The 25,451-nt window shown below is 36.2% G+C and carries 10 protein-coding genes; 5 read left to right on the top strand and 5 right to left on the bottom strand.

Annotated features, from left to right (window positions below; genetic code table 11):
• Positions 1 to 286: 286 nt before the first annotated feature.
• Positions 287 to 1,379 (top strand): peptide chain release factor 2 gene (prfB, locus tag ACFE0M_RS09150; RefSeq protein ID WP_434545452.1). Its coding sequence is split into 2 segments (ribosomal slippage): positions 287 to 346 and positions 348 to 1,379, totalling 1,092 coding nucleotides; the frame shifts between segments, so codons are not numbered across the junction.
• Between the two features lie 181 nt (positions 1,380 to 1,560).
• Here prfB and ACFE0M_RS09155 read toward each other — a convergent pair.
• From ACFE0M_RS09155 to fahA, 5 genes are all read right to left on the bottom strand, one after another.
• Positions 1,561 to 2,658: an efflux RND transporter periplasmic adaptor subunit gene (locus ACFE0M_RS09155; protein WP_434545453.1), complete on the bottom strand. Its 1,098-nt coding sequence runs from the start codon at positions 2,656 to 2,658 to the stop codon at positions 1,561 to 1,563.
• The gene (locus ACFE0M_RS09160) at positions 2,655 to 6,974 is read right to left on the bottom strand and encodes a CusA/CzcA family heavy metal efflux RND transporter (protein ID WP_434545454.1); all 4,320 of its coding nucleotides are present in this window, start codon (positions 6,972 to 6,974) and stop codon (positions 2,655 to 2,657) included. Before ACFE0M_RS09160 ends, ACFE0M_RS09155 begins: the two co-directional genes overlap by 4 nt.
• Before the next feature lie 45 nt (positions 6,975 to 7,019).
• On the bottom strand, positions 7,020 to 7,421 hold the full coding sequence (locus tag ACFE0M_RS09165; protein ID WP_434545455.1) for a hypothetical protein: 402 nt from the start codon (positions 7,419 to 7,421) through the stop codon (positions 7,020 to 7,022).
• Positions 7,422 to 8,098: 677 nt separating this feature from the next.
• Complete coding sequence (locus ACFE0M_RS09170) at positions 8,099 to 10,726, bottom strand: valine--tRNA ligase (RefSeq protein WP_434545456.1); 2,628 nt, start codon at positions 10,724 to 10,726, stop codon at positions 8,099 to 8,101.
• A 361-nt stretch (positions 10,727 to 11,087) separates the two neighbouring features.
• Complete coding sequence (gene fahA / locus ACFE0M_RS09175) at positions 11,088 to 12,362, bottom strand: fumarylacetoacetase (RefSeq protein ID WP_434545457.1); 1,275 nt, start codon at positions 12,360 to 12,362, stop codon at positions 11,088 to 11,090.
• An 853-nt stretch (positions 12,363 to 13,215) separates the two neighbouring features.
• On the opposite strand from fahA, the gene ACFE0M_RS09180 reads away from it, so the two are divergent.
• The 4 genes from ACFE0M_RS09180 (at position 13,216) to ACFE0M_RS09195 (ending at position 25,264) form a co-directional block, all read left to right on the top strand.
• Positions 13,216 to 18,951, top strand: a complete 5,736-nt coding sequence (locus ACFE0M_RS09180) for a T9SS type A sorting domain-containing protein (RefSeq protein ID WP_434545458.1) — start codon at positions 13,216 to 13,218, stop codon at positions 18,949 to 18,951.
• A 33-nt stretch (positions 18,952 to 18,984) separates the two neighbouring features.
• Complete coding sequence (locus ACFE0M_RS09185; protein ID WP_434545459.1) at positions 18,985 to 19,173, top strand: hypothetical protein; 189 nt, start codon at positions 18,985 to 18,987, stop codon at positions 19,171 to 19,173.
• Positions 19,174 to 19,544: 371 nt separating this feature from the next.
• Positions 19,545 to 19,982 (top strand): gliding motility-associated C-terminal domain-containing protein, encoded by a 438-nt coding sequence (locus ACFE0M_RS09190; protein WP_434545460.1) that lies wholly within the window; start codon positions 19,545 to 19,547, stop codon positions 19,980 to 19,982.
• A gap of 8 nt (positions 19,983 to 19,990) precedes the next feature.
• A complete protein-coding gene (locus ACFE0M_RS09195) occupies positions 19,991 to 25,264 on the top strand; it encodes a PKD domain-containing protein (protein ID WP_434545461.1) in 5,274 nt (1,757 codons plus the stop codon).
• The last annotated feature ends 187 nt before the right edge of the window (positions 25,265 to 25,451 follow it).

The raw sequence follows: 25,451 nt of genomic DNA on the forward strand, positions 1-25,451 counted from the left end.
TCCTAGCAGTGTATTGAACTGAACTTCAATGCAGATAACAAAATTCTGCTTTGTTAAAGGATGTGAGCGAGGGCTAATCAGCCTTTGGCTGTTCTTTTGTTATCTTTTGATACTTTTGTGGTTAAATTCCAGCTTTAGCTGGTTTTTAGTCTTGTTATATAGTAGCAAAAAGAAAGGTAGAAAGAACTATGAAGAATATAACTTTGAATTGAATTGAAGCTTATATTAATAAGCTTCCTAATTTGTTAAGTATTTATTTTAATAAACAACATAAAACAAAGTCCTAATGACTAGTGACGATTTAAAAGATTTAAAGGCCCGAGTGGAAGCACTTCGGGGGTATCTTTGACTACGATAAAAAAGTAGAAGAAATAAAAGAACTGGAATTGGTTTCGGCCCAGCCTGATTTCTGGAATAATTCAGACGAAGCGGAAAAGACCATGAAAGTAATTCAAGGTTTGAAAGAATGGACTAAACATTTTGAAGAGCTAAATGAGTTATTTGGTGAGGTGGAAACTTACTATGAATTCTTGGAGATGGGAGAATCCACAGAGGAAGAGGTTCAAAAAGCTTATCGAAAAGCTTTGAAAAAAGTGGAGGAGCTGGAGCTTAAGAAAATGCTTTCTTCAGAGGAAGATCAGTTTTCCGCTATGTTACAGATCACGCCTGGTGCCGGTGGTACGGAAAGTAACGATTGGGCAGGAATCCTCATGCGGATGTATATTATGTGGGGCGAGTCTAACGGCTATAAAGTAAAAGAAGTGGATTTCCAAGAAGGTGATGTAGCCGGGGTGAAATCAGTTACTTTGGAATTTGATGGTCCACAAGCTTATGGATTCTTAAAATCAGAAAATGGGGTTCATCGTTTAGTGAGAATTTCTCCTTTTGATAGTGGCGGACGAAGGCATACTTCCTTTGCTTCCGTTTATGTATATCCAGTAGTGGATGATACTATTGAAATTGATATTCATCCTAATGATGTGGAGTTGCATACATCCCGTTCAGGTGGTGCTGGTGGTCAGAATGTAAACAAGGTAGAAACCAAGGTACAATTGACCCACAAACCAACCGGAATAGTGGTGGTTTGTCAAGCCAACAGAACACAATTAGGTAATAGGGAAGAAGCCATGAAGATGTTGAAATCCCAGCTATACCAAATTGAAGTAGAGAAGAAAAACGCAGAAAGAAGCGAAGTAGAAGCAGGTAAAAAGAAGATTGATTTTGGTTCTCAGATTCGAAATTACGTATTGCATCCTTATAAATTGATTAAAGATGCCAGAACGGGAGTAGAAAGAACTGATGTTCAAAATGTGTTGAATGGTGATTTAAATGATTTTATCAAAGCCTATTTAATGGGCGGTGAGGAAAAGATGGGGTAAAGGATTTTTCCCATAAATTTTATATTAAAAAAGCACGATGAGAGTCGTGCTTTTTTTGTTTGACTTTATGAAATGGTAAAGATTTAATAGTTAACTAATAGTAACAAAACCTTTGCTGTCTTTTGTCATAGCATTTGATTTCAAAGGTAAAAAGCTCTTGTTTTTAAAAAAACTAAAATCTCTATTGATTCAAATAATAAGCACCATCTAACACAAACATTTTATTCTGCTCCAAATCTTCAGGATTAATCCCAATAAAATCCTCATTTTCATCTAAAGCTTTTACTTCCATTTTTTGATAGTTGCCTTTAGATATTTCCTCAAAAATAAAAATTTGATCTTCTTGCTTCAGGATTCCCTTTTTGGGCATCAGCAATAAGCTGTCTGTTTTTATATGCACTTGAACTTCCAATTGTGCGCCTAAAGGAAGATTTACAGTTTTGGGTAAATCCGCATGAGCCAAAACACTATTATCGCTCACTTTTTTATTGATAAAATGAAGTGTGCTTTCATACCACTGTTTTCCTTCAGGAAGTTTAAAGCTTACGCTTTGTCCTTCTTTTAGTTGATCTACATCTTTTGGAAAAACATTGAATTCTAAGTGCATTTCATCCAAATTGACCAATTCAAAAAGGCTTTTGCTGGGTTCAACCAGCATACCTTTGCTGATATTCACTTCTGTGATTACACCGCTGAAAGGTGCTCTTAGGCTTAACACATTCTGTAAATTCCCTTTTTGCAAGCTTGCTGCATTTATCCCTAATTTTTGAAGCATGCTTTTTTTACTATCTGTATTCACTTTAGCTTCAAAATAATTAGCTTCAGCTTCCTGAAAGCTTTTTAGGGAGATAGATTGATTCTCTACTAGGCTTTTCTTCCTATTATAATCTGCTTCTAATCGCTTTAGGTTATTGACTGATGCGAGATAATTACTTTGCAAAGTCAGAATATCAGGGTGGGAGAAAGTAGCCAAAATCTGTCCTTTTTTTACTTTCTCACCAGGCAAGATCTCAGTTCCTTCTATAAAAGCATGATGAACCAAATGCAGTTCTGCTATATCTTTAGGAGCAACAGCTAATTCTCCTATGGTTGTTAGTTTTTTATCTAAGGGTGCCTTTTCTAATTTCCCTACTTTCAAATTGGTGTTCTTTACCTGATCCTCCGATAAAGATATTTCACTTTTATTCTTTTGCTGTTCCTCAGCAATAGTTTCTTCTTTTCCACTACATGCCATAAAAGCGAGTAAGGATGTTAGGATAATTATATTGATGATTTTCATTTTCTTTCTGTTAAATATTGTAGTTCAATTGAAATATTGGCGATCTCTTTTTGGAGCTCTAAATTGGTTTTTTGAATGTTGTAAAGTGCTATTAAATTCTGCACAAATTCATAAAAGTTCAGTTCTCCAATTTGGAGTGCTTCAGCCGATGATGATTCTAAATCATCCAGTTCCTCCATCATGGAAATGCTTTTATCAATGAGCGCATTATAATTTTCATAATCATTTTTAGCGCTTATCAGCCTTTGATTCCTTTCATTATTTTCCCAATCCAAAGTGGATTCTTGAATGTCCTTTTCGATTTTCAATTCCTCAATCTTCCCTTTTACACCATTGTAAACAATGGGAATGCTAATGCCTATTTGTACGCTCTGATAACCTGTTACATTTTGCAAACTTTGGTTTACATAGCCGACATAAGCATTTGGAAAATACTGAGCTTTACCCACTTTGATATTGGTCTCTGCAGCTAAAAGCTGTTGCTCGTTTCTTTGCGTAAAAGCAGGGTCTAAAGTCAAAGAATCTAATGAAGAAGTCCATTCGTAACGACTGTAGTCCGTAGCCGAATCAGGCAATTGATCGCAAAAGCATAATTGCTTTAGTGCTTGAATGTTATCATTGAGCATTTTACGGCTTTTGATTAATTCATTTTCAATGCTCATTAATTGTCCGGATAAGCTTAAGGTTTCTAATTTCCCACTTTCGCCTTTTTCAACCATTTCCTCAGCCTGCTCCACGCTTTTCTTTAAGAGTTTAGCTTGTTCTTCTAAGAAATCAACTTGCTTCAAACTGAAAGTCCACTCATTCCAGGCTTTTCGAATCTCGCTTGAAATTTCTTTTTTGGCTAAATGAAATTCCTGTTGAGCTAATTCAATCTGAACATTTGCCATTTTTTGCCTCCTGAAATTTGCTGGGATATTTCCAAAGGACTGTTGCACATTCCAGCTGTAATCAATCTCAGGTCCATCTAACTGCCCCCTTTGATAATTGATATTAGTTGAGGGTATTTCAAAAGCTTGTGTTTTAAAACTCTCAGCTTGTTCTATTCTCAATTTAGCATTTTGTATTTGAGGATTTTGCTCCATTGCATTTTCTATCATCACACTCAATGCATCAGGCTCTTTGTTTTGTTCTTGAGCATTTGTATTTTGATTGAATCCTAAAAAGCTAAAAAGCATTAGCAATACAATTGGAATCAGTTTTGAGGATGATTTCCCCTTATTTTTATTCATGAGATAATATAGAGAAGGCAATACCACCAAGGTCAAGAAAGTAGCGGTGATCAAACCGCCAATCACCACGGAAGCTAAAGGTTTCTGTACTTCAGCACCACTTGAAGTGGATAGCGCCATTGGTAGAAATCCTAAAGAAGCCACTAAAGCAGTCATGATAACAGGTCTTAATCTATCCGTACTTCCCGTTTTTATAAGTTGCAGTAAATCCATGTCTTTTTCATTTTTCAAATCATTTAAATGACTGATAAGTACAATTCCATTCAATACGGCCACACCAAAAAGAGCGATAAAGCCAACTCCGGCAGAAATACTAAATGGCATATCTCTGATCCATAAAGCTAAGACTCCACCTATTGCGGAAAGCGGTACAGCTGAATAGATCAATAAGGCATATTTCACTTTTCCGAAAGCAAAATAGAGCAAGATGAAAATTAATAATAGGGCAACAGGAACTGCAATAGCGAGTCTATTTCGTGCTTTTTCTAATGTTTCAAATTGCCCACCGTACTTAATAGAATAGCCAGGCTCCATTTTCAATTGACTATCCAGATTGGATTCAATTTCTGCCACAAGTCCCGCTATATCACGGTCTCTCACATTGGTTCCGACCACCACTCTTCTGCGAGTATCATCTCTCGAAATCTGCAAAGGACCTTCTTGATATTCCCATTTGGCTACTTCTGATAAAGGAATCAATTGACCACTTTGACTTTTGATGGTGAGTTTATCCAAATCAATAGAATTTCTAAAGGATTCTTTTAATCTGACCACCAGTTCAAATTTACGCTCACCCTCAAATATGAAGCCTGCATTTTCACCAGCATAAGCTGCTCTAATTATGCTATTCAATTCTTCTATAGAAACACCATACTGAGCTGCTTTTTTTCTATTATAGCTAATGACCCACTGTGCTAAACCTTCTGTCTGTTCTACCTTCACATCAGCGGCACCAGGTACTTCTTTTATTATTTCTGCTGCCTGATTCCCATAGTCTGCTAGCTTGGATAAGTCTTCTCCATATATTTTAACTGCTATATCGGATTTAGCTCCCGTAATCAATTCGTTAAATCTTAATTGAATCGGTTGAGTAAATTCAAAAATTGCCGTTGGGATAACTGCCAATTTCTCCTCCATTTTTTCAATTAAATCAAATCGATCTTCAGCAGTTGTCCATTCGTCTTTTGGTTTTAGAATGATCATGATATCTGCCAATTCAATCGACATAGGATCTGTCGGTACTTCAGCAGTACCAATTTTTGATACCACGGATTCTACTTCCGGGAAATTATCTAGTAAAATGCGTTCAGCTTTGGTGCTAGTAGCTATACTTTGTTCCAATGAAGAACCCGGAGGAAGTGTCATCTGCATGGCTAAATCTCCTTCTTCCAGCTGTGGAATAAATTCAGATCCCATTCTACTAAAGATAAATAGTGCTGCAGCTAATAAAATTACTGATAAAGAAATAGTGACCTTGGGATTCCGTAGGGAAGAATTTAAAACCGGTTTATAAGCTGTTTTCAATTTATTCATCACCTTATCCGCAAAAGTAACTTTATTTTGAATGTTTTTCTTTAAGAATAAAGCCGTCATCATAGGCACATAAGTCATAGAAAGAATCATGGCGCCCAATATGGCAAAGCTAACGGTCTGTGCCATAGGTCTAAAAGTTTTACCTTCTATACCTGTAAGGGATAATATAGGTAGAAATACCACCAAAATAATCAAGACTCCAAAAGCAGCAGATTTGTAGATTTTTTGAGAGGCATTGATTACGATATCATCCATTTCCGATTGGCTCAATTGCTTGCCAATATGGACCGTGAATAGAATATGCAGAATGCTTTCTACAATAATCACCGCTCCATCTACCACTATTCCGAAATCTATTGCTCCAAGTGACATCAGGTTAGCAGAAACATCAAAAATATTCATCATGATGAAAGCAAAAAGCAAGGAAAGGGGAATAATGGAAGCGACAATTAATCCTGCCCTGAAATTTCCTAAAAGGAGAATAAGTACCAGAATCACAATTACCCCGCCTTCCAATAAATTGGTTTTTACGGTATTGATTGCTCTGCCAACTAAATCAGATCTGTCCAGATATGGCTTAATTTTTACGCCTTCGGGCAATGATTTCTGAACTTCTGCCACTCTTTCGTTGACCAATTCCAGCGTTTCTGATGAGTTGGCTCCTTTTAGCATCAAGGTGATACCGCCAACAGCTTCGCCTTTTCCGTCTTTGGTCATGGCACCAAACCTTTTGGCATTTCCAAATTGTACCGTCCCAATATCCTTTATTAAAACAGGAGCTTTTTCATCATGCTTTAATAAGGTGTTTCGGATGTCATCTAAATTCATCATCATGCCTTCCGTTCTTAGGTAATAGGCATTCTGATTTTTTTCAATATAACTACCTCCAGAATTTTCATTATTGGCATTTAGGGCTTCAATAATATCCTGAAAACTAACTTTATGTTGAGCCATTAGTGTTGGATTAACAGCCACCTCATATTGCTTTAGATAGCCACCAAAGGAACTCACTTCTACTATCCCTTTTATGCCTGAAAGTTGTCTTTTTACTATCCAATCCTGAATAGTTCGGAGTTCCATGGCGGAATATTCTCCTTGGTGTTCTTCATCTACCTCTAAAGTGTATTGATAAATTTCACCTAAACCCGTGGTGATCGGCATCAGTTCTGGAGCTCCTAGTTTGGATGGAATTTCATCACTCACAATAGTGATTTGCTCTTGCACATATTGCCGAGTATCCAGAACAGGAACTCTTTCTTCAAAAACAATAGTCACTACCGAAAGCCCATATTTTGAAATCGAGCGTATCTCTTCTACCATGGGAATGTTGGCCATGGAAATTTCGATGGGGTAGGTGATGAATTGCTCCACTTCTTGTGCGGATAAAGATGGACTTACCGTCACTACCTGTACTTGATTATTGGTAATGTCAGGAACAGCATTGATGGATAGCTGCCCCATTGAATAAATACCGCCCCCAATTAAGGCGATTACTCCAAAGAACACAATTAGCTTGTTCTTTATGGAGAAAGAAATAATTTTTTGAAACATGAAAATGTTATTTACTTAAGATTTTGAAATAGATTAATCGATTTCTTAAGCAAATAGGGGAGGTCCTCTGTAGCTAAAGGAATTATTGAATTGAATTTGAATTGCACCAATGGTTCTTGGTGGAATAAGGAATTGATTTTCTGTTATTAGAGCTAAATTAAGTTTTAAACTATTAGGGATTAAATCTTGTGCTTTAACTTGTATTTTAGCTACAGCTTTTTTCTCTGTAATTACAGAATTACTTTTCTGAAAATTCTCAAGATGATTTGCTCCTAAATTAAGGTGAAAACCGACTTTGAGTAAATCTATGGGAGATTTAACTGGCTCTTTTTGAAGAATTTCCTTTAGATTAAACCCATCAGTGCTGTGATGATGAGGCACAAAGCTATGCAACAGTAAAATACTTACTGACAAACTAATGAGCGCTATGCCGAAAATTCTTTTCATTTTGGCAAAGATAGGAAGAAAAAGTGATTGTTAAAGTGATAAGTGTTACATCTGAAATTCGTAGAGAGGTGATAGTAATTTCCACTAGCGGACAATGTCGTTAAGTTTAGAAATAATACCTTAATAAGCAGAAGATAAATTACGGATTAAAATTATGAAAGCTTAACATCTTTTCCAGTTAAATGTAACAATCTAACGGCTTACATTTTGTAATTATTATAGGCCCGAAGGGCTGAAATATCATAAGGTAGGGTGAAGCCCTACCTAAAAATAAGCAAGATAAAAGAGCCCTGAAAGGGCGAAATATTACGCCCTTTCAGGGCTCTGGAGCTCGCTTGTATTATCACAGGGCTACACCCTGTGTTATGATATGACGTCCTTTCAGGACTAAAAGGAGAAAAATATAAGGAGCTTATTTAATGCCATGAAATTAGAAAAATAGGATTTTATAAAAAAGATTGACTTAACGACATTGCGCAAGTAGAAGTTTAAATGTTAGAATAACATCTTATAGATCGGATCTCCAGCATCTTGCTGGTGATCATTACTGGATGCCTCTGGCACGGAATACAACAGCTTGTTTTAGGAACAAAAGGAACATTTTATAGCTAAAACCCGCCTGAGGCGACAGTATTTTCCACTAGCCAGAGGCTAGCGGAAGCATATACCTTCAAATATTAGCCCAAATTCTTCAAACTTTCCTCCAAAGTCTTAATCTTAGCTTCAGCATCTGCCTGCTTTTTCTTTTCCATCTCCACAACCTTATCTGGAGCATTGCTTACAAATCGTTCGTTTTCCAATTTCTTTTTCACGCTCTGTAAAAAGCCTTTGGTATAATCTAACTCCTTTTGTATTTCCTCTTTTTCTTTTTCAACATCTATTGCACCCTCCATTGGAATGAAACATTCGTCCGAACCTATGAAAAAACTAACCGCCTGATCAATTTTATCATTGGTAAATGCCAATTCGTCTATATTAGCTAATTTATCTATCACGGAAATATATTCCTGATAAATCATTTCGCTATTGGTTTTCACATGCAGTTTTAGAGATTCTTTAGGAGAAATTCCTTTTGCGGCTCTAATATTTCTGATTTGAGAAACCAATTCAAATGCAGTTTTAGCATCATGTAAAATGGCTTTATCATAATCTTTCTCTATTGGCCAATGATTTACGATTACACAATCTTTGTCATCCCTATCCGTAATTTGATGCCAAATTTCTTCTGTTAAAAATGGCATAAATGGATGTAGAATAGTTAAGATGTCTTCAAAGAATGTGATGGTAGCCTCATAGGTATCTTCATCTATGGCTTCACCATAAGGAGGCTTAACTAATTCCAAATAATACGAACAGAAATCATCCCATATCAATTTGTAGGTGGTCATCAAAGCATCAGAAATCCTGAATTTGCTAAAATGGTCATTGATTTCTCTCAAAGCATCTTGGAAACGAGCTTCAAACCAATCACGGGCTTTCATAGCTTCAATAGGCGTGTCTTTTTCTTTCACTTCCAATCCTTCTACCAATCGGTATGCATTCCAGATTTTATTACCGAAATTCCAACCTTGCTCACAAAGTTTCTCTTCGAATAATAAATCATTTCCTGCTGCAGCTGAAAGCAATAAACCAACACGAACACCATCAGCACCATGCTTATCAATTAATCCTAAAGCATCAGGAGAATTACCTAATTGCTTGGACATTTTTCTGCCTTTATCATCCCTAACGATTCCGGTCAAATATACATTCTTAAATGGAAGCTCTCCTTTAAATTCATATCCAGCTATAATCATTCTAGCTACCCAGAAGAATAAAATATCTGGCCCAGTTACCAAATCATTAGTAGGGTAGTAGTAATTAAAATCTTCATTATCTGGGTCTTTAAAGCCATCAAAAACAGAAATTGGCCACAACCAAGAGCTAAACCAAGTGTCTAAAACATCTTCATCCTGATTTAAATCCTCCGCTTTCAAATCTTGGTTTCCGGTTTTCTCTTTTGCTAATTTTAATGCCTCTTCAGCATTTTGAGCCACTACAAAATCTCCATTTGGCATAAAATAAGCCGGGATTCTTTGTCCCCACCACAACTGACGGGAAATACACCAATCCCGCACATTTTCCATCCAATGCTTATAAGTATTCTTGAATTTAGGTGGAATCAGCTTGATGTTGTCGTTCATGACATTCTCATAGGCTGGTTTTACTAATTCTTCCATCTTTACAAACCACTGTGTAGAAAGCTTAGGCTCAATCACTGCATTGGTTCTTTCCGAATGCCCCACCTTATTTGTATAATCTTCTTCCTTTTCTAATTGGTCTTTTTCCTTTAAAAGCTTGGCAATTTTCTTTCTGGCTACAAATCGATCTTCGCCTACTAAGATTTGTGCTTTTTCATTCAGTTTCCCATTATCATCAATGATATCAATTACTTCCAGGTTATGACGCAAACCAATTTCATGGTCATTAATGTCATGGGCAGGAGTAACTTTTAAGCAACCCGTTCCAAATTCCATATCCACATAATCATCTTCAATAATCGGAATGGCTTTATCAATCAAAGGGATAATGGCTTTTTTGCCTTTCAAATGTTGGAAACGCTCATCATTTGGGTTGATACAGATGGCTGCATCTGCCATGATGGTTTCTGGTCTGGTCGTAGCAATTATTAAATGATCATCACTTCCTTCAATTTGATATCTGATGTGATACATTTCACCTTGAACTTCCTTGAAATTAACCTCATCATCAGCAAGGGCAGTTTTTCCTTCAGGATCCCAGTTTACCATACGGGTTCCTCTGTAGATATAGCCTTTTTTGTATAAATCCACAAAAACCTCAATAACAGCTGCAGACATATCTTCTTCCATGGTGAAGCGCTCTCTGTCCCAATCGCAAGAAGCTCCTAGTTTTTTCAACTGCTGCAAGATGATACCACCGTATTTCTCTTTCCATTCCCAGGCATGCTTCATGAATTCGCCACGGCTGATTTCATTTTTATTAATGCCTTTTTCCTTTAGCATGTTCACCACTTTGGCTTCCGTAGCAATAGAAGCATGGTCCATACCCGGAACCCAACAAGCTTCTTTTCCTTGCATTCTGGCTCTACGGATCAATACGTCCTGTATGGTATTGTTCATCATATGCCCCATATGCAATACTCCGGTTACATTGGGAGGCGGGATTACGATGGTATAAGGCTCTTTTTTTGGATCAGGCTTGGAAGCGAAGAACTTCTGTTCCATCCAATGTTTGTACCATTTATCTTCAATATCCGAAGGATTGTATTTTGTTGCCAGTGACATATATGTGATTAAAATTTATTCAATAATGATATTTGCTCGCAAAATTAAGTAATTCAAGGCTTTTTATTGTAGCAATAAGAAATAAAAAAGCGAAAATGAACCACAATAGGAAACAAAGAAAACAAAAGTTATTCAGCTAAAGCTGAAATTTAACTAACCACAAAGACACGAAGGCACAACTTGTCCCGCACTGCAAGTCGGGAAAGTTTTCACGAAGAAATTATATTATTATTGATCGTTAAATCTCAAAAAGAAGGATGCTCATTTCTTTGAAATCAAAATAGAATTAAGCTTGTTAAATTAAAAGCTTAATTAATTTAATAATCTTTGTGCCTTTGTGGTTATCCACAGCCTTAGGCTGTTATTTTGTTGGTAGTAGCTCAGTTCTCACCTCACCGAAACCGATTCTGACCCCATCTTTTTCGCCATGTCCTCTCATGATGACCGTATCATGGTCATTGATAAATTTTCTTTCTGTTCCATCTGGCATTTGAACTGGCTTAGTGCCTCTCCAACTGATTTCCAGCATAGAGCCAAAAGAAGAAGGATCATTTCCACTAATAGTTCCAGAAGCATAGACGTCTCCAGTATTGATGTTACAGCCGTTTACCGTTTGATGGGCTAATTGCTGTACCACATTCCAATACATGTACTTGAAATTAGAATTGGTAACTACCTTTTCTTCAGAATCTTTTGGTTTGATACCCACTTGCAAATCGATATCAAAATGATAATCGCCAGCAAATTTCAAATAAGGCAATACTTCAGGTTCTTGCTTTGGACCAGGAATTCTGAAAGGCTCTAAAGCTTCCATGGTCACAATCCAAGGCGACATAGAAGAACCGAAATTCTTAGCTAAAAATGGACCTAATGGAACATATTCCCATTTTTGAATATCTCTAGCCGACCAGTCATTGAAAAGGGTGAATCCAAAAATATAGTTTTCAGCTTCTTTAGTTGGAATGGCATCTCCTAATTTATTGCCTCCGCATGTGATAAAAGCCATTTCCAATTCAAAATCCACCAATTTAGCAGGACCAAAATCTGGATTTTTAGCATCAGGCGCAATGGTTTGTCCTTTAGGACGGTGTAAAGGAGTTCCTGAAATTACAATTGATGAAGCTCTTCCATGATAGCCAACAGGAATATGCTTCCAGTTGGGCAATAAAGCATTATCGGGATCACGGAACATAGTGCCTACATTGGTTGCATGCGATTCAGAAGAATAAAAATCAGTATAATCGCCTACTCGTATGGGCAAATGCATGCTAGCATCTTTCTGCGGAATCAAAGCATGTTTTCTTAATTGGTCATTAGACTGAAGCTCTTGATTATCATGCTGTAATAATTCAGAGATTCTTTCTCTAACTGGTACAGTAACTTCCTTTCCCAACTCCATGAAATCATTCAAAATTGGGCGGTCAAAAATTCTTTCAGGCAGCTCTATTTCCTTAAACAATTGAGCAGATTGAATTTCTGTTAAATCCAAAATATAATCACCTATGGCCACTCCGGCACGTGGTGATTTACCTTTAGTAGAGAAAATACCATAAGGAAGGTTCTGAATAGGGAAATCTGAATCTTTTGCTACTTCTACCCAGCTTTTGAGTGCTGGATTATTGGCATTATGCTTCATATGAAAAAGTCGTTTTATAAGTCGAAAATTTTGAAATGCTAATATCCGAAAATTTGCGGAAAGGGGAAAGGAGGGGAGTTAGAAGTTGGAAGCTTTAAGTACAAGTCCATGTCAGTACCGAAGGTCGGACATTTTTAGAAGCATGTTTGTTATTGATTTGATAACAGAGCCAGCATAGTTTGCTTTTAAGTCGTGATTAATACGTTTTAGGTCAGTAGCGCAGGTCAGATCGGCATAAACCAAGGAGGTTATTTCGGTCTGATTATCGTCTGACCTCCGTATTCTACTTAGGTCAGCACCTTTAGGTCAGACCGGCATAATTTTTATTATAGAAAAGGATAGTAGGAAGAAGGATGAACTGTTTTCTTAAAGCACGCAGAAATGTCAGGACCGAAGATCGGACATTTTTAGATACATGGCTGTGATTTGAGGAAACAGCTAGGATAGTTTGCTTTTAAACCGTGGCCGGTCTGACTATCGTATGACCTCCGCTGTATAGTTAGGTGAGCAGTGCCAGGTCCGATGAGAGGTGATTTTGTAAAAGTGTACAATTCAATATGTTTGTTTTTTTGTATTGGCAACTCCATAAGAACTGTACAATCAGCACATTAGCACATCAAATAATTAATTCATCATTAACCCTGAACGATTCCAACTCTTTCACAGTTTCCTACGTCTTGTGACATATTTATCAATATGGGCTACCAGTTTTTAAGTATTTTTCGATTAAATGTAAGATTTTATAGTTGGTTGCTTACCTATTGTGTAAATATGTTTGTATTTTTGTTAATTAAACTAAATGAAGCTGATGAATAGGGGCTATTCTAAATCAGTTGATTTTAAAATATTTGTTATGAAGAGATTTTTACTTTCGATATTATTTTTTGTTGGGGTTGTTAGTGTTGGGTTTGGACAAACTATAACAACTGCTCAATCTGGGCCTTGGAATGATGCAAATACGTGGACTGGAGGAGTTATTCCTACAAATTCTAATTCAACCGAAATCAGATTAAACCATAATGTTTCAATTCCAAATAGTTACAATGCAAATATTGACCAAGCGTATATTTCAACAGGAATTACTTTACAAATTGATGCAGGTGGGACATTAAATGTAAGAGCAGGAAGTGGTGATGATCTAACTCTTGAAGGTACAAGTAGTATTTTAAATAATGGCTCAATGTCAATCGCTGCTGGTTTTGGAGGAAATGCTCAAGTTAGAGTTTATGGTTCTATTATTAATAATAATACTTTAAGTGGATCAGGTATAAACAGATTGTTTTTTGAAAGTAATTCATCATATGAGCATAATACTAGTTCATCATCAATTCCAATTGCTACTTGGGCTAATAGTTCATTTTGTTTGATTTCAGGTAACTTATCTGGGGGAGCAGGAACTGTTACTGGTCTAAATCAGGCATTCGGTTCTTTTGAGTGGAATACACCAAATCTAGATAACGGGGGATTAACTACTTTAGATATGGGCTCTTCGACAGAATTTAACGGTATATTCACAGTAAATGCAACTGGTTTTGATATCCTAGTTTTTTCTGATGGATCTGGCACAATAACTGCTTTCAACGATTTTGTTGTAAATGGCAGTTCTGTAATTGCTTTAACAAATTCAAGCTCAATTACGTTTTCTGTTCTTGGTGATTTTATTTATAATTCCTCTGGTGATTCTTATTTAAGTGCTGTTGGAACTGGAATTTTTCAATTAGGTAGTGGGTTTACATTTTCAAATGGTAGCTTTTCGACTTTCGATTCTGGAGCAACTGGTCAGTTTTTGTTTAATTCAGGTGGCTTACAAACATTCTCTGGAACCTCTGCTTCATATGGGCTTGGTGGAGTTGATAATATCGATTTTCTAATCACCAATAATACTGAAGTATTTATTGACGGCCAGGACGTTTTTTTCGGTGGATCAGGCTCTTTTGAATTAGGATCAGGTTCAACATTAACTTTAAACAATACAAGCGGTATTTCAACTGGAACAACATCTGGGCCAATAAGAGTTACTGGATCTAGAATTTACAATACTGGAGCTACCATAGAATACAATGGAACAGCAACACAAGCACTAGGCAACGGCTTTCCATCCACTGATGTTAATCTAATTATCAATAACACCGGTGGAGGTGTTAATATGAATGGGGATCTTACCATTTCCTCAGGACGAACCTTAACTTTGACAGAAGGAACGCTCAATATTGGAGATGGCAACTTATTGACTTTAAATGGTAATGTATCTACTACCAATGGAGGATTGTCAGGCGGGTCATTGTCTGATTTGACAATTGGTGGAACTGGGGCATTCGGTACATTGGGATTTGTAGGCACTCAAGAATTAAACAATTTTACCATTAATAGAACTTCTTCTGGCACAGTAACGCTCGGTGGGGACTTATTAATTAATGGTACTTTTGAGCAAACTGCAGGTAATCTTATTTTGAATGGAAATACTTTTACATTAAGTGGCCCTTATTCTAGAACAGCGGGAAGTTTAGTTTCTGATGCAACGGCTTCTTTGCTAATAAATGGTTCAGGAGCTTTGCCAAGTCCAGCCTCTTTTTCAGGTGATATAAATACCTTGACTTTAGATCGTGCTACATCAATATTTGATGTAGGTGGCTCCGGATTTACGGCTAGTAATATAAATTTGTTTTCTGGTGAATTAACGGGTTCCTCGATAAGCATTGCCGATGGAGGTAATGTTGAAAGGCAATCTAGTGGTGTTTTGACAAATGAATTAACGGCTGTTGGCACCTACAATTTATTATATAATAATGACGTAACCTTTAATTCAGGAGCAGAACTTTCTACAGACCCAACAGCAATTGCCAATTTAGAAAAAGCAAATACTGGAGATTTAAATATTCAGAATGGTTTTACAGTAAATGGTACACTTACTTTTACAAATGGTATTTTTAATGCCGGAACCAATACCATTTCCTTAAATGGAGATTTGGTATCTGGTGCTGGTTCAAACTTAACTAGTGCTACAATAACTTTTGATGGCACCACAAATTTAACTGGAGGTACAATACCCACCTTTGGTGATATTACTGTCAATGGGACATTCAATCCGGCAACAAGTTTAAATGTAAATGGAAATATTACCAATAATGGTACTTTAAATAGTAGTGCAGGTACTTTGACTATTAATGCGACTTCTCAATTAGGTGGTTCAAATCCGATAACGGTAAATGATTTCACTATTGGAACTAGTGGTAATGTTACCGCATCATCTACTCAAGCTTTACAAATTGATGGTAACTTAACTAATAATGGTTCATTTAATGCTAATGGTGGTACTGTGATTTTTGGAGGCACTACGTCTATCTCAGGTACTGTTCCTACTTTTGCTAATGTTCAGATTGATGGGACTTTCAATGCTCCCGCAACGCTTAATATTTCAGGCGGATTAACTAATAATGGTACTTTCAATGATAATGATGGTATCATAAATATGAATGGAAGCGGTACTCGAGAAATATCTGGTTCAAGCGCTTTTAATATATACACTTTAAATGTTTCTGGAGGAACTGTAAATAACAACAATATAGGAGGTGTATTTATTGAAGATGGAATTACAATAGGTGCTAGTACTACTTTAGATTTAGATGGAGGAGGAACTGGGGAAATGACATTATTATCAACTTCAACAAAAGATGCATTTATAGGAGAAATCCCTTCTGGTTCAGCGGTAAGCGGGACAGTTACGGTTCAAAGGGCTCTATATGCTACAGATGCAGGAGATAATGCTTATCATATTGTAGGCTTTCCAATGAGCAATGTAGCGGTGTCAGATATTCAGAATGAATTACCTGTAACAGGTGTTTTTTCCGGCAGCAGTACAGGAACAGGTTACGATAATAATCCTTCAATGTATGCTTATGATGAAGATGCGGGTGCTGGTCTTACTCTAAATGAGCGATATGTGGCCTTTCCTTCTTCCTCCAATACGGAGACTTTTAATGTGGGAGAAGGTTATTACTTATATACCTATCCTGGCGTAATTCCTGTGACAATGGATGGCACTGGACTTATTAATACAGGAAGTTTTACAAGGTCTCTTTCTTTTACGGGAACTGATCCAGATGCTGGCTGGCACTTGGTCGCCAACCCTTATCCGGCTCCAACTGACTGGAGCCAATGGGGAAAAACTGCCATTGCGGGAAATACAGCTCAAATTTATAATTCTAACACTGGGGCATATATTGCCTATGACGGGTCTTCTGAACAACTAATTCCTCAAGGGCAAGGTTTTTTTGTACAAGCAACAGATGGGACTGGTGAACTTACCGCAACGGAAAGTACAAAGGTTACCGGTACAACTCCAACTTACTACAGAGAGACTGATATTCCACAAAGATTCGAAATAGTATTGACAACACCTGATTATGATGATGTTGCTATAGTTCACTTTGCTGACGGAGCCACTGATGCATATGAAGCTGCCTTCGATGCCAATAGGTTGCTTAATACCTATGAAACGATTTCTACCTTATCTTCAGATGGTAAACCACTAAAGGTAAATAGAATGGCTTCAATTTCCAGTGAATCTCCTTGTAGTCGCTCGATTAATATAAGTTTTGAACAATTGAAAAATGAAGTGACGTATTCTATCACTTTTAATGACTTGGGTAACGTGCCATCACAATCCTTCCAACTTGTAGATCATTACTTAGATAAAAATATTTCAGTTGATAATAACACTAAGTACAATTTTACTATTAATAGTGATGGTGAATCTAAAAGTTCAGACAGGTTTGAATTGCTTATAAGTTCTAATTCACCAAGCCAAATTTCTACTTCTTCTAGTGATGTTTGTCCTAATCAAAATGCCGAATTGATTTTAGAAAATACGGACTCTTATGTAACCTACCTATTGTATAAGGATAGTGAACTGCTAACTTCAGTAGAAGGTACAGGAGCAACTTTAGATTTAGATGTTTCCAAAGAAGTATTGGTTGATGAAATTAATGATTTTGTTTTAAAAGGGTTCGTAGCTGGATGTGATACGGTCAGTGTCGGAAGTGCGCAAATCAAAATAGCTGAAGCTTTAAGATTGGATAACAAAGTAACGGGTTCTTCTATTTGTAAAGTAGAAACTCAAGCTCCATTTAGTATAGCTACACAATTAGATGCAAATTACTACCTGGTTCAAAATGAAGATACCATTCAGTCGATTCAGGGAACTGGAAGTCAATATGATGGCTTTATAGATTCTGAGAATTTAAATGATGGTTCGAATGAGTTTATAATTGCAGCAGAGAAAGACGGTTGTCAAAATGGAACTTTAGAGCAACTTTTAGAAATTAATGTAGAGAATTTATCAATTGATAGGACAGTGGCTTTTGAAGTTGATGATAGCTGTATTGGCAGTGAAGCAAGCATTAATTTCACGGGCCAAGCTGAGGTGGAATATAAATTTTATAAAAATAATGAGTTAGTAAACAGCTTAGTGGGTGATGGAAGCGATCAATCCATCACAATTCCAGCTGAATTTATTGCGGTTGGTGAAAATGAATATACAGTCATGGCTTTTCTTGGTAATTGTTCAGAATACGAATTTGCAGAAAAGATTAGCTTAAATGTAGAGGAAAGTATTCAGCCGGATTTAAGCATCCTGACGGAAAATGCTTGCGGACTTCAAAATGTGAATGTCAAAATTGAAAATGCTCAAAAAGCAAAAACTTATAATTTATTAAGTAATGGAGAAATTGCTTATAGTGCCACGGCAAATGAGGATGGTGAGCTTTTGATCACTTTGGATTCATCCAAACTAAATATGGGTATTAATCAATTCAATATCTTGATTGAAGGTGAATATTGTGAAGCTATGGAGGCCAATCAAACAATGGAATTTGAGCTATATGAAGATGCTGTTATTGGTGATATAGAAAATCATAGTATCTGTTTGAATGAAAGTGCTACCATTGATTTATCTTCAAATGTGGAGATGAGTAGTTACTTATTGTATGTTGGTGATGAGTTGATTAGTGAAAGTGCTACCAATATAGTTGAATTAGCACCTAAAGAAACCACAACATATAAACTTACAGGAGTACCTGTAAATGGCTGTAATGTAAATAGTGTTAACTTCACCATTGAAGTCAATGATTTGGCTGTTCCGGGAATATTGGTAGCCGGCAATGTATTGGAAAGTTCTATTGAAGCTGATACTTATCAGTGGTATCTGGATGGAAGTATTTTGGAAGACGAAACAGGAAAAATCCTAGTAGCCAATGCTCCAGGTGATTATACTGTCGAAGTAACCAAAGGCAATTGCAGTAATCTTAGTGATGCCTTTACATTTAATGAGGAAGTTTTAAATGCCAATAAAGCATTGGAAAATGCATTAAAACTATATCCAAATCCAGTGGACGATAAAATGTTTATTGAATTAAATAACATTAATTCTATAGATATTACTATTTTTACGATTAATGGTAAGTTTATAGATAAATTTAAATTAAACAAAGGTCAGTCTGAAATTGAAATGAGCAAATTCACTAAAGGCACTTATTTAATTCAAATTGAGTCTGATAAAGGAACTGTAATGAAAAGAATAATAAAGCAATAAGCAATATTGCTGATGATGAATAGGGGTAAGAAAATGAAAAATATATTAAAATTATTAACCTTTAGTATTTTATTTTTAGTGACTATTTGTAGCCTAAATGCACAACCTGGGCCACCGGCTCCACCTGATGATAACCCAGTACCCATCACGGGCATTGAGTACCTAATTGCAGCGGGTGCCGCTTTTGGAGCTAAAAAGCTATATGATAAGAAAAAGAAATAAAGGATTTATTATATATTATCTACTGAAATGATTAAACCTTTTTTAAAGTTTCATGCTTTAAGAAAGGTTTTTTTTATGTTGAATTCAATTAGTTATAAATTGTAATTTCATCTGGTATTTTTTCTGCTGAAAGTTGTTATAGAAAGGAAGTAGAATTAAGGTATGGTGAAATCTTCTCCCCTCGTTTTGGTATTTCGCCCAAACTTTAAATGATGCTTAATCAATATCCTTTTAAGTAAAACACCTAATTTTTTATAGTACTTTTCCTTAATTTAATCAGGGCATCCCCTATTTTTTTAAATTAGAATTCCTCTGATTTATAGGAGTGTTAATATGTCGAATTTTGATATATCATTTAATCAGAATTCATCATGAAATCATTTATCATTCTTATCGCAACAATTCTTTTAGGAGTCAGTGCCGCATTTGCAACCGTTGACCCTGATAAAAAACCCGCTAAATTTCGTATATTAGCTATAAGCGCCTCAAACGATTCCGTAATGAGTGCATCAAATGTAATTACTTTGTTTCAGCCATTTTCTGTTGAACTTCCAACTGCTTTTACTCCCAATGGAGATGGCTTGAATGATACTTTTGGCGCAGTCGCCAAGGGCGTAAAAGAATATAAAATGGTAATCTATAATCGCTTTGGAGATGTTGTTTTTATTAGCACTGATATAGAGGACAAATGGAATGGTACAGTGAATGGTGAGGATGCACCTTCAGGAGGATATGTTTATCAAGTTTATGCCAAAGGCAATGAAGGACAAGGAGTTGATAGGTCAGGTAAAGTAATGCTCATTAAATAATCATCATCATGAAAACTATATTTTTTAAAATAGGAATTATGTTTTTTATCAGCATTACCGCACTAGCTTTTAAATCAGTGGGGCAAATTAAAGCTGATCAAAATTCCGGATGCCTGCCTTTGGTAGTTAATTTCGAGATTGAAAATTATGATTATGAATCCGTAGAATGGCAAGTGGAAGATGGGCAGTCTTCTACAGCTCAAAACCCTACCTTCATATTTGAAAAAGCTGGTGATTGGATCGTAAATGCTATTATCACGCTAAATTCAGGCAATATTGATACACTTCAGTATCAGAATCTAATCTCTGTTAAGGAAAAACCTCAGGTTGATTTCTCTGTAGAAAGTAATGTAAGTTGCATTGGAGAGGAAATATCCTTTAATAATTTGACGACTAGTGCGGATTCTTATTTATGGTCTTTTGGTGATGGAAATCAATCTACTGATGAAAACCCTACGCATCAATATGAAGAATCAGGTAATTATACGGTTTCTCTAACTGCAAAAATAGACGGTGATTGTCAAGAAATTAAAGTGTTGGAAAATGCCATTGAAATTAAAGAAGCCCATAAAAATTCATTTTCTGTCAGTAGAAATGCTCAATGTCTTTCCGATATAGAACCCATAGTTTTTTCAATTGATGAAGAAGTTAGTCAGGTAGAATGGGATTTTGGAGATGGTACTATCAAAAAAGGGGCAAGTGTAGAACATTTATATAATACTGTTGGAGAATATCAGGTTGAAGTTTCCTATTTAAACGAATTTGGGTGTTCTATAACTTCCAAATTAGATTCCCTGATTAAAGTGGGCGAAATAGCTTCTCCTAAAATGGAAGCAAGCGAAACAATGGTGTGTATTGGTGAAGAGTTCACCTTAAATGCAATTCATCCATCCAATGAGGGATTTGAATGGGAGATCAAGGGAAAGCGTTATGAGGGTAAAAATATAAGCTTAAGTTTATCAGATATTGGGGACATCGATGTGAAGTTAACTTTTACAAACGAAATCGGATGTGAAGTTTCAATTCTTGAGAAAGCTTTTGTTAATGTACAAGAGGTTGAACCGGTAGAAATTGCTTATCCGCAAAATAGTGGTTGTGAACCATTTGAATTTTTGACCACTAATAAAACGCCAGGTGCTGTGGATTTTGCATGGAAAGTAAATGGAGAGACTATTAAAGGTGCTGAATTGAATTACGTTTTTAACAAGCCAGGTAATTACAATGTAGTAGCGGTTACCCATTACGAAACAGGTTGTAAAATTGAGACTGCGCTTAAAGATAGGATACAAGTATTTAAAAGGGAAACAAATGTGAAAGTAAGTGACTGGCAAGGGTGTGCTCCTTTTACAACTGAATTCACTCTATTAAATGGCAATGCTACCAGCATAAATTGGAATTTGAATGGAAATCCATTATATGGCAAAAATGTAAAGCATGAATTTAATAATCCAGGGGTTTATTATCCAAGTGTTTCTTATATCAATGATAGAGGCTGTGAAATTGAATATGAATTTGAAACTCCGATTACTGTTTTAAACACTAGTATTGATTTAGAGGAGCCTGATATAATTGAATCTTGTACCTATACAGAGGTCCATTTTAGTGGAGAAATGGGCTACGATTTTTGGGAATGGGATTTTGGAGATGGAAACAAATCAACTGAGCGTTATCCCATACACAGTTACAGTAAAGCTGGTAATTATGAAGTTTCTTTAACCACTAATAATAAGAATGGCTGTAAGACCACAATAGAAAGATATAATATAATTGAAATTCCTGATTTGGAGGTCGATACAGAAATGGAGGTATCTCAAGGGGAAGAATGTGGATATTTCAGTGTAAATATTGTGGCTGATTTAGAAGAGTGGCAATCAGCAAAATGGTATTATAATGAAAATCTGATTGGTACTAAATCGGAGTTAAACGTTTCATTTATTGCATTGGGTGATGTGGGGATCACTTTAAGTATTGGCGGAGAAGGTGAATGTACAAAATCTAAAGCCATCATGGTTCCTAACCCTTGGCCTGATTGTGAAAATCCGGAAATCGAAGAGGAAATGGAAGAAACCGAGGGGGACAGTCCGATAGGGAAGTTTACTTTTTCAAGTTGTAATGTCCCTTATTCAATTGATTTAGTGAATCCTATTCCAGATGCTGACAAATTTCAATGGAGATTTGAGGATGGATCAGCCCATTCGAAGCAAAGTTTTAAAGAGATTTTTAATAAGGTGGGCGAACATAAAATTGGCTACTGGGCTAGAATAGATAGAGACAGTATTATCTTAGTAGAGGATTATATTACAGTTAATATTCAAGAATCGAATATTGATTTTGATTATGAACTACAGAAGAAATGTGAAGGTTTTGAAATTATACTTAATCCTGAAAATACAGAATTTGAAGGTTATAGATGGAAGTTGAATAATCAGCCAATTGAATTAACTGCTAATAATAGTTATTTAGTGCAAAAGGAAGGGCTTTATTCTATAAGCCTTTCAGCAAGTGGACAGAATAATTGCGCCACGACCAAAATCAAAAATATTTATATAGGCAATCAAGAAAATCAATTTACAAATCCTAATGCAATATGCTTGGGGGAAGCCTTCACTATTGAGCATGAGCTTGTTGGCTTTAAATCCATCCAATGGGATATGGGTAATGGAACTATAATTGATGGATTTGATAGCCCTTATGTATATGAGGCATCAGGTGAATATGCAGTTCAGGCTATTGCTACTGATTATGAAGGCTGTGATTATACTTTTGAATTACCACAACTAATACAGGTTAGAAATCCTATTGCTCAATTTACAGCCAATAAAATGCAAGGCTGTGGAGAGACCAAAATTCAATTTCAAAATCAATCTGAAGATGCCGTTGAATGGTTATGGGATTTTGGAAACGGGGAAACTAGCACAGAAGAAAATCCTAAAGTGTCCTTTTTGCCTGGTTCCTATACTGTCACATTAACTTCTTCCAATGGGGAGTGCAGTGACAAAATCACTCAAACTGATTTTATTCAAATTGATGAATTAACTAGTGATTTTAGTTTTGAGTACGATCAAAGCTGTCTTCCTGTAACAGTTTCATTTCAAGATGAAAGTGTAAATGCTGCTGCTTGGCAATGGGATTTTGGAGACGGAAATACATCAACTGAGCAAAACCCCACTCATACTTTTTATGAATTGCCTGAAAAGGATGTCAAATTGATAGTTGAAAATGAGAATGGATGTAAAGTAAGCAGCAAGCAGGTGATGAGCTTTATTTTCAGTGCTAGCTTTGAGGTAGGTCAAAATGAAATTTGCCAAAATGATGCTGTTCAATTCTCTGCCATCAGTGATGATGCTGTGAGATGGTCTTGGATTTTTGGAGATGGAAACTCAAGTACCGAAAGAAATCCTCTTCATCATTATGAAAGCGCTGGAGTTTTTGATGTTCAATTAATTGCTGAAAATAATAGTGGCTGTGCTGATACAGTCTTGATGCAACAATATATTGAAGTAACGCCCTACAAAGCAGATTTTAAGTTAGCGGAATCCATAGAGTCAAATTGTGTACCTGTTCAAGTAAGCTTTCAGGATTTATCTGATGGAGCAGAAAGTTACTTCTGGGATTTTGGTGATGGAAATACCTCTAGAGTAGCGAATCCAGTGCATTTGTATAATTCGGTCGGAAATTTTGATGTAAGTTTAGTGATTACCAATAAGCTGGGTTGCCAAGATACACTGAGAAAAGAACAATTTGTAAAAGTCAGCGGGCCACAAACTGCCTTTAAAATAGAGGAAAAAATAGTGTGTTTGCCCAATACAGCCAATTTTACGGATCTTTCCGTTGATGCCGTAAAATGGCAATGGATTTTTGGCGATGGTAATACTTCCAATGAGCAAAATCCTCAACATTTATATGAAAAATTAGGGGAATATGATGTCACTTTGATTGCGGAAAATGAAGAAGGGTGCGAGCAAACTTTTAAAATGGAGGGAATTAAAGTACTGCCAACTCCAAAGGTAGATTTTGATATGGATATTTCTGGGGAATGTTATCCTGTAGAAGTGCAATTGACTAATAAGAGAAGTAACTTATGGAATGAGTCATATAAATGGGAGTTTGGTGATGGACAGACTTCTACTGAAGAGCACCCAACTGTTTTAATTGAAAAAACAGGCGCATTTAATGTTACTTTGACCGTGAAAAATGATGAAGGATGTCCGGTAAGTTTTACGCACGATAATCAGGTTTTAGTTCGAGATACTGTTAAGCATATTGAAGCTGATTTGAATCAAATATTGGTTGAAAACAATAAAGTTCATTTTGAATTGGAACCTTTTAATCATAATAATATTTCTCATTATAATGTTTATAGAGACAGTCCAGGCGGTTTTAATTTATTGCAGTCTATTGAATTAAGTGGAAGTGCTAATCAACGAATTCTGTACGATGATCAAAGTTGTAGGCCACAGGATATGTCTCATGAATATATTTTTCAGGCAGTTCCATTTTGTGAAGATACGGTTTCAAGAGGTCTCTTAACTGTTTTTAATACTTTACATTTAAAAAATGTAAATCAAACTGTTCAAGAGAGACAGATTGAATGGAATGCCTCTAAAGGTTTTCAAATAGATAACCAACGAATATTCAGAAAACGAAAAGGTGAGGAGCAATGGCAAGAAATAGCCGTGATGGAAGTTAATGCTTTTAGTTTTCTTGATCAGGAAGATTTATGTCCAGGCATTTATGAATATAGGGTAGGGGCTTTCCAACAAAATACATTACGCTCCATCAGTAATTATGTGGAATTTGAAGTTACTGACGAAATATACGTCAATCAAGTAGCTGAAATTCAAAATACTACGGTGATGGAGACAGGTGAGGTTTTCACGGAATGGAGCATTCCGGAAGAGGGGAAAGGCAGGATTACTTCATTTGAAATTTACCGAAGTGAAAATGGAGGAGAATTTAAATATTTTGATAATGTAGAACCTCATGAACAGTTTTACATTGATGAAGAAAGTGATACAGAAAATAATACTTATACCTATCAGGTGAAGGTCATCAATGACTGTTCAATTGATACTGAAAGCAGTGGTGAAAGCAATACCGTACTTTTGCAGAAAGATGTACAGTTTAGAAAATACGAATTGAGATGGAATGCCTTTAAAGGTTGGGAAGAAGGAGTGAAGAAATATGTAATTCAACGATTGAACGAAAATGGTGAATGGGAAACCATAGAGGAAGTTTCTGGCGATCAGTTGAAGACGATTATTCGGGATACGAAGGATTAAAGCCCCCTAGCCCCCAAAGGGGGGATTAGGTCAGTAACAAATATTTTGATTTACCAATAAATGGGGAGTATCTCATAAACTGTGTAAGTTCTAAAATAGAGCTTACGAAACAGTTTTATGACCTCGGAAATTTAGGGAGTGATTTTGTAAAAATCGCTACTTAAATTTCGAGGAGCCCGCGGCAGGC

Origin of the sequence: Marivirga sp., from assembly GCF_051117495.1 — a bacterium.
Lineage (GTDB): Bacteria > Bacteroidota > Bacteroidia > Cytophagales > Cyclobacteriaceae > Marivirga.

Bases quoted from the DNA above. Each gene is read 5' to 3' on its own strand.
- ACFE0M_RS09190 (WP_434545460.1), top strand. From the start codon at position 19,545: ATGAAATCATTTATCATTCTTATCGCAACAATTCTTTTAGGAGTCAGT.
- fahA (WP_434545457.1), bottom strand. From the start codon at position 12,362: ATGAAGCATAATGCCAATAATCCAGCACTCAAAAGCTGGGTAGAAGTA.
- ACFE0M_RS09185 (WP_434545459.1), top strand. From the start codon at position 18,985: ATGAAAAATATATTAAAATTATTAACCTTTAGTATTTTATTTTTAGTG.
- ACFE0M_RS09170 (WP_434545456.1), bottom strand. From the start codon at position 10,726: ATGTCACTGGCAACAAAATACAATCCTTCGGATATTGAAGATAAATGG.
- ACFE0M_RS09160 (WP_434545454.1), bottom strand. From the start codon at position 6,974: ATGTTTCAAAAAATTATTTCTTTCTCCATAAAGAACAAGCTAATTGTG.
- ACFE0M_RS09180 (WP_434545458.1), top strand. From the start codon at position 13,216: ATGAAGAGATTTTTACTTTCGATATTATTTTTTGTTGGGGTTGTTAGT.
- ACFE0M_RS09155 (WP_434545453.1), bottom strand. From the start codon at position 2,658: ATGAAAATCATCAATATAATTATCCTAACATCCTTACTCGCTTTTATG.
- ACFE0M_RS09165 (WP_434545455.1), bottom strand. From the start codon at position 7,421: ATGAAAAGAATTTTCGGCATAGCGCTCATTAGTTTGTCAGTAAGTATT.
- ACFE0M_RS09195 (WP_434545461.1), top strand. From the start codon at position 19,991: ATGAAAACTATATTTTTTAAAATAGGAATTATGTTTTTTATCAGCATT.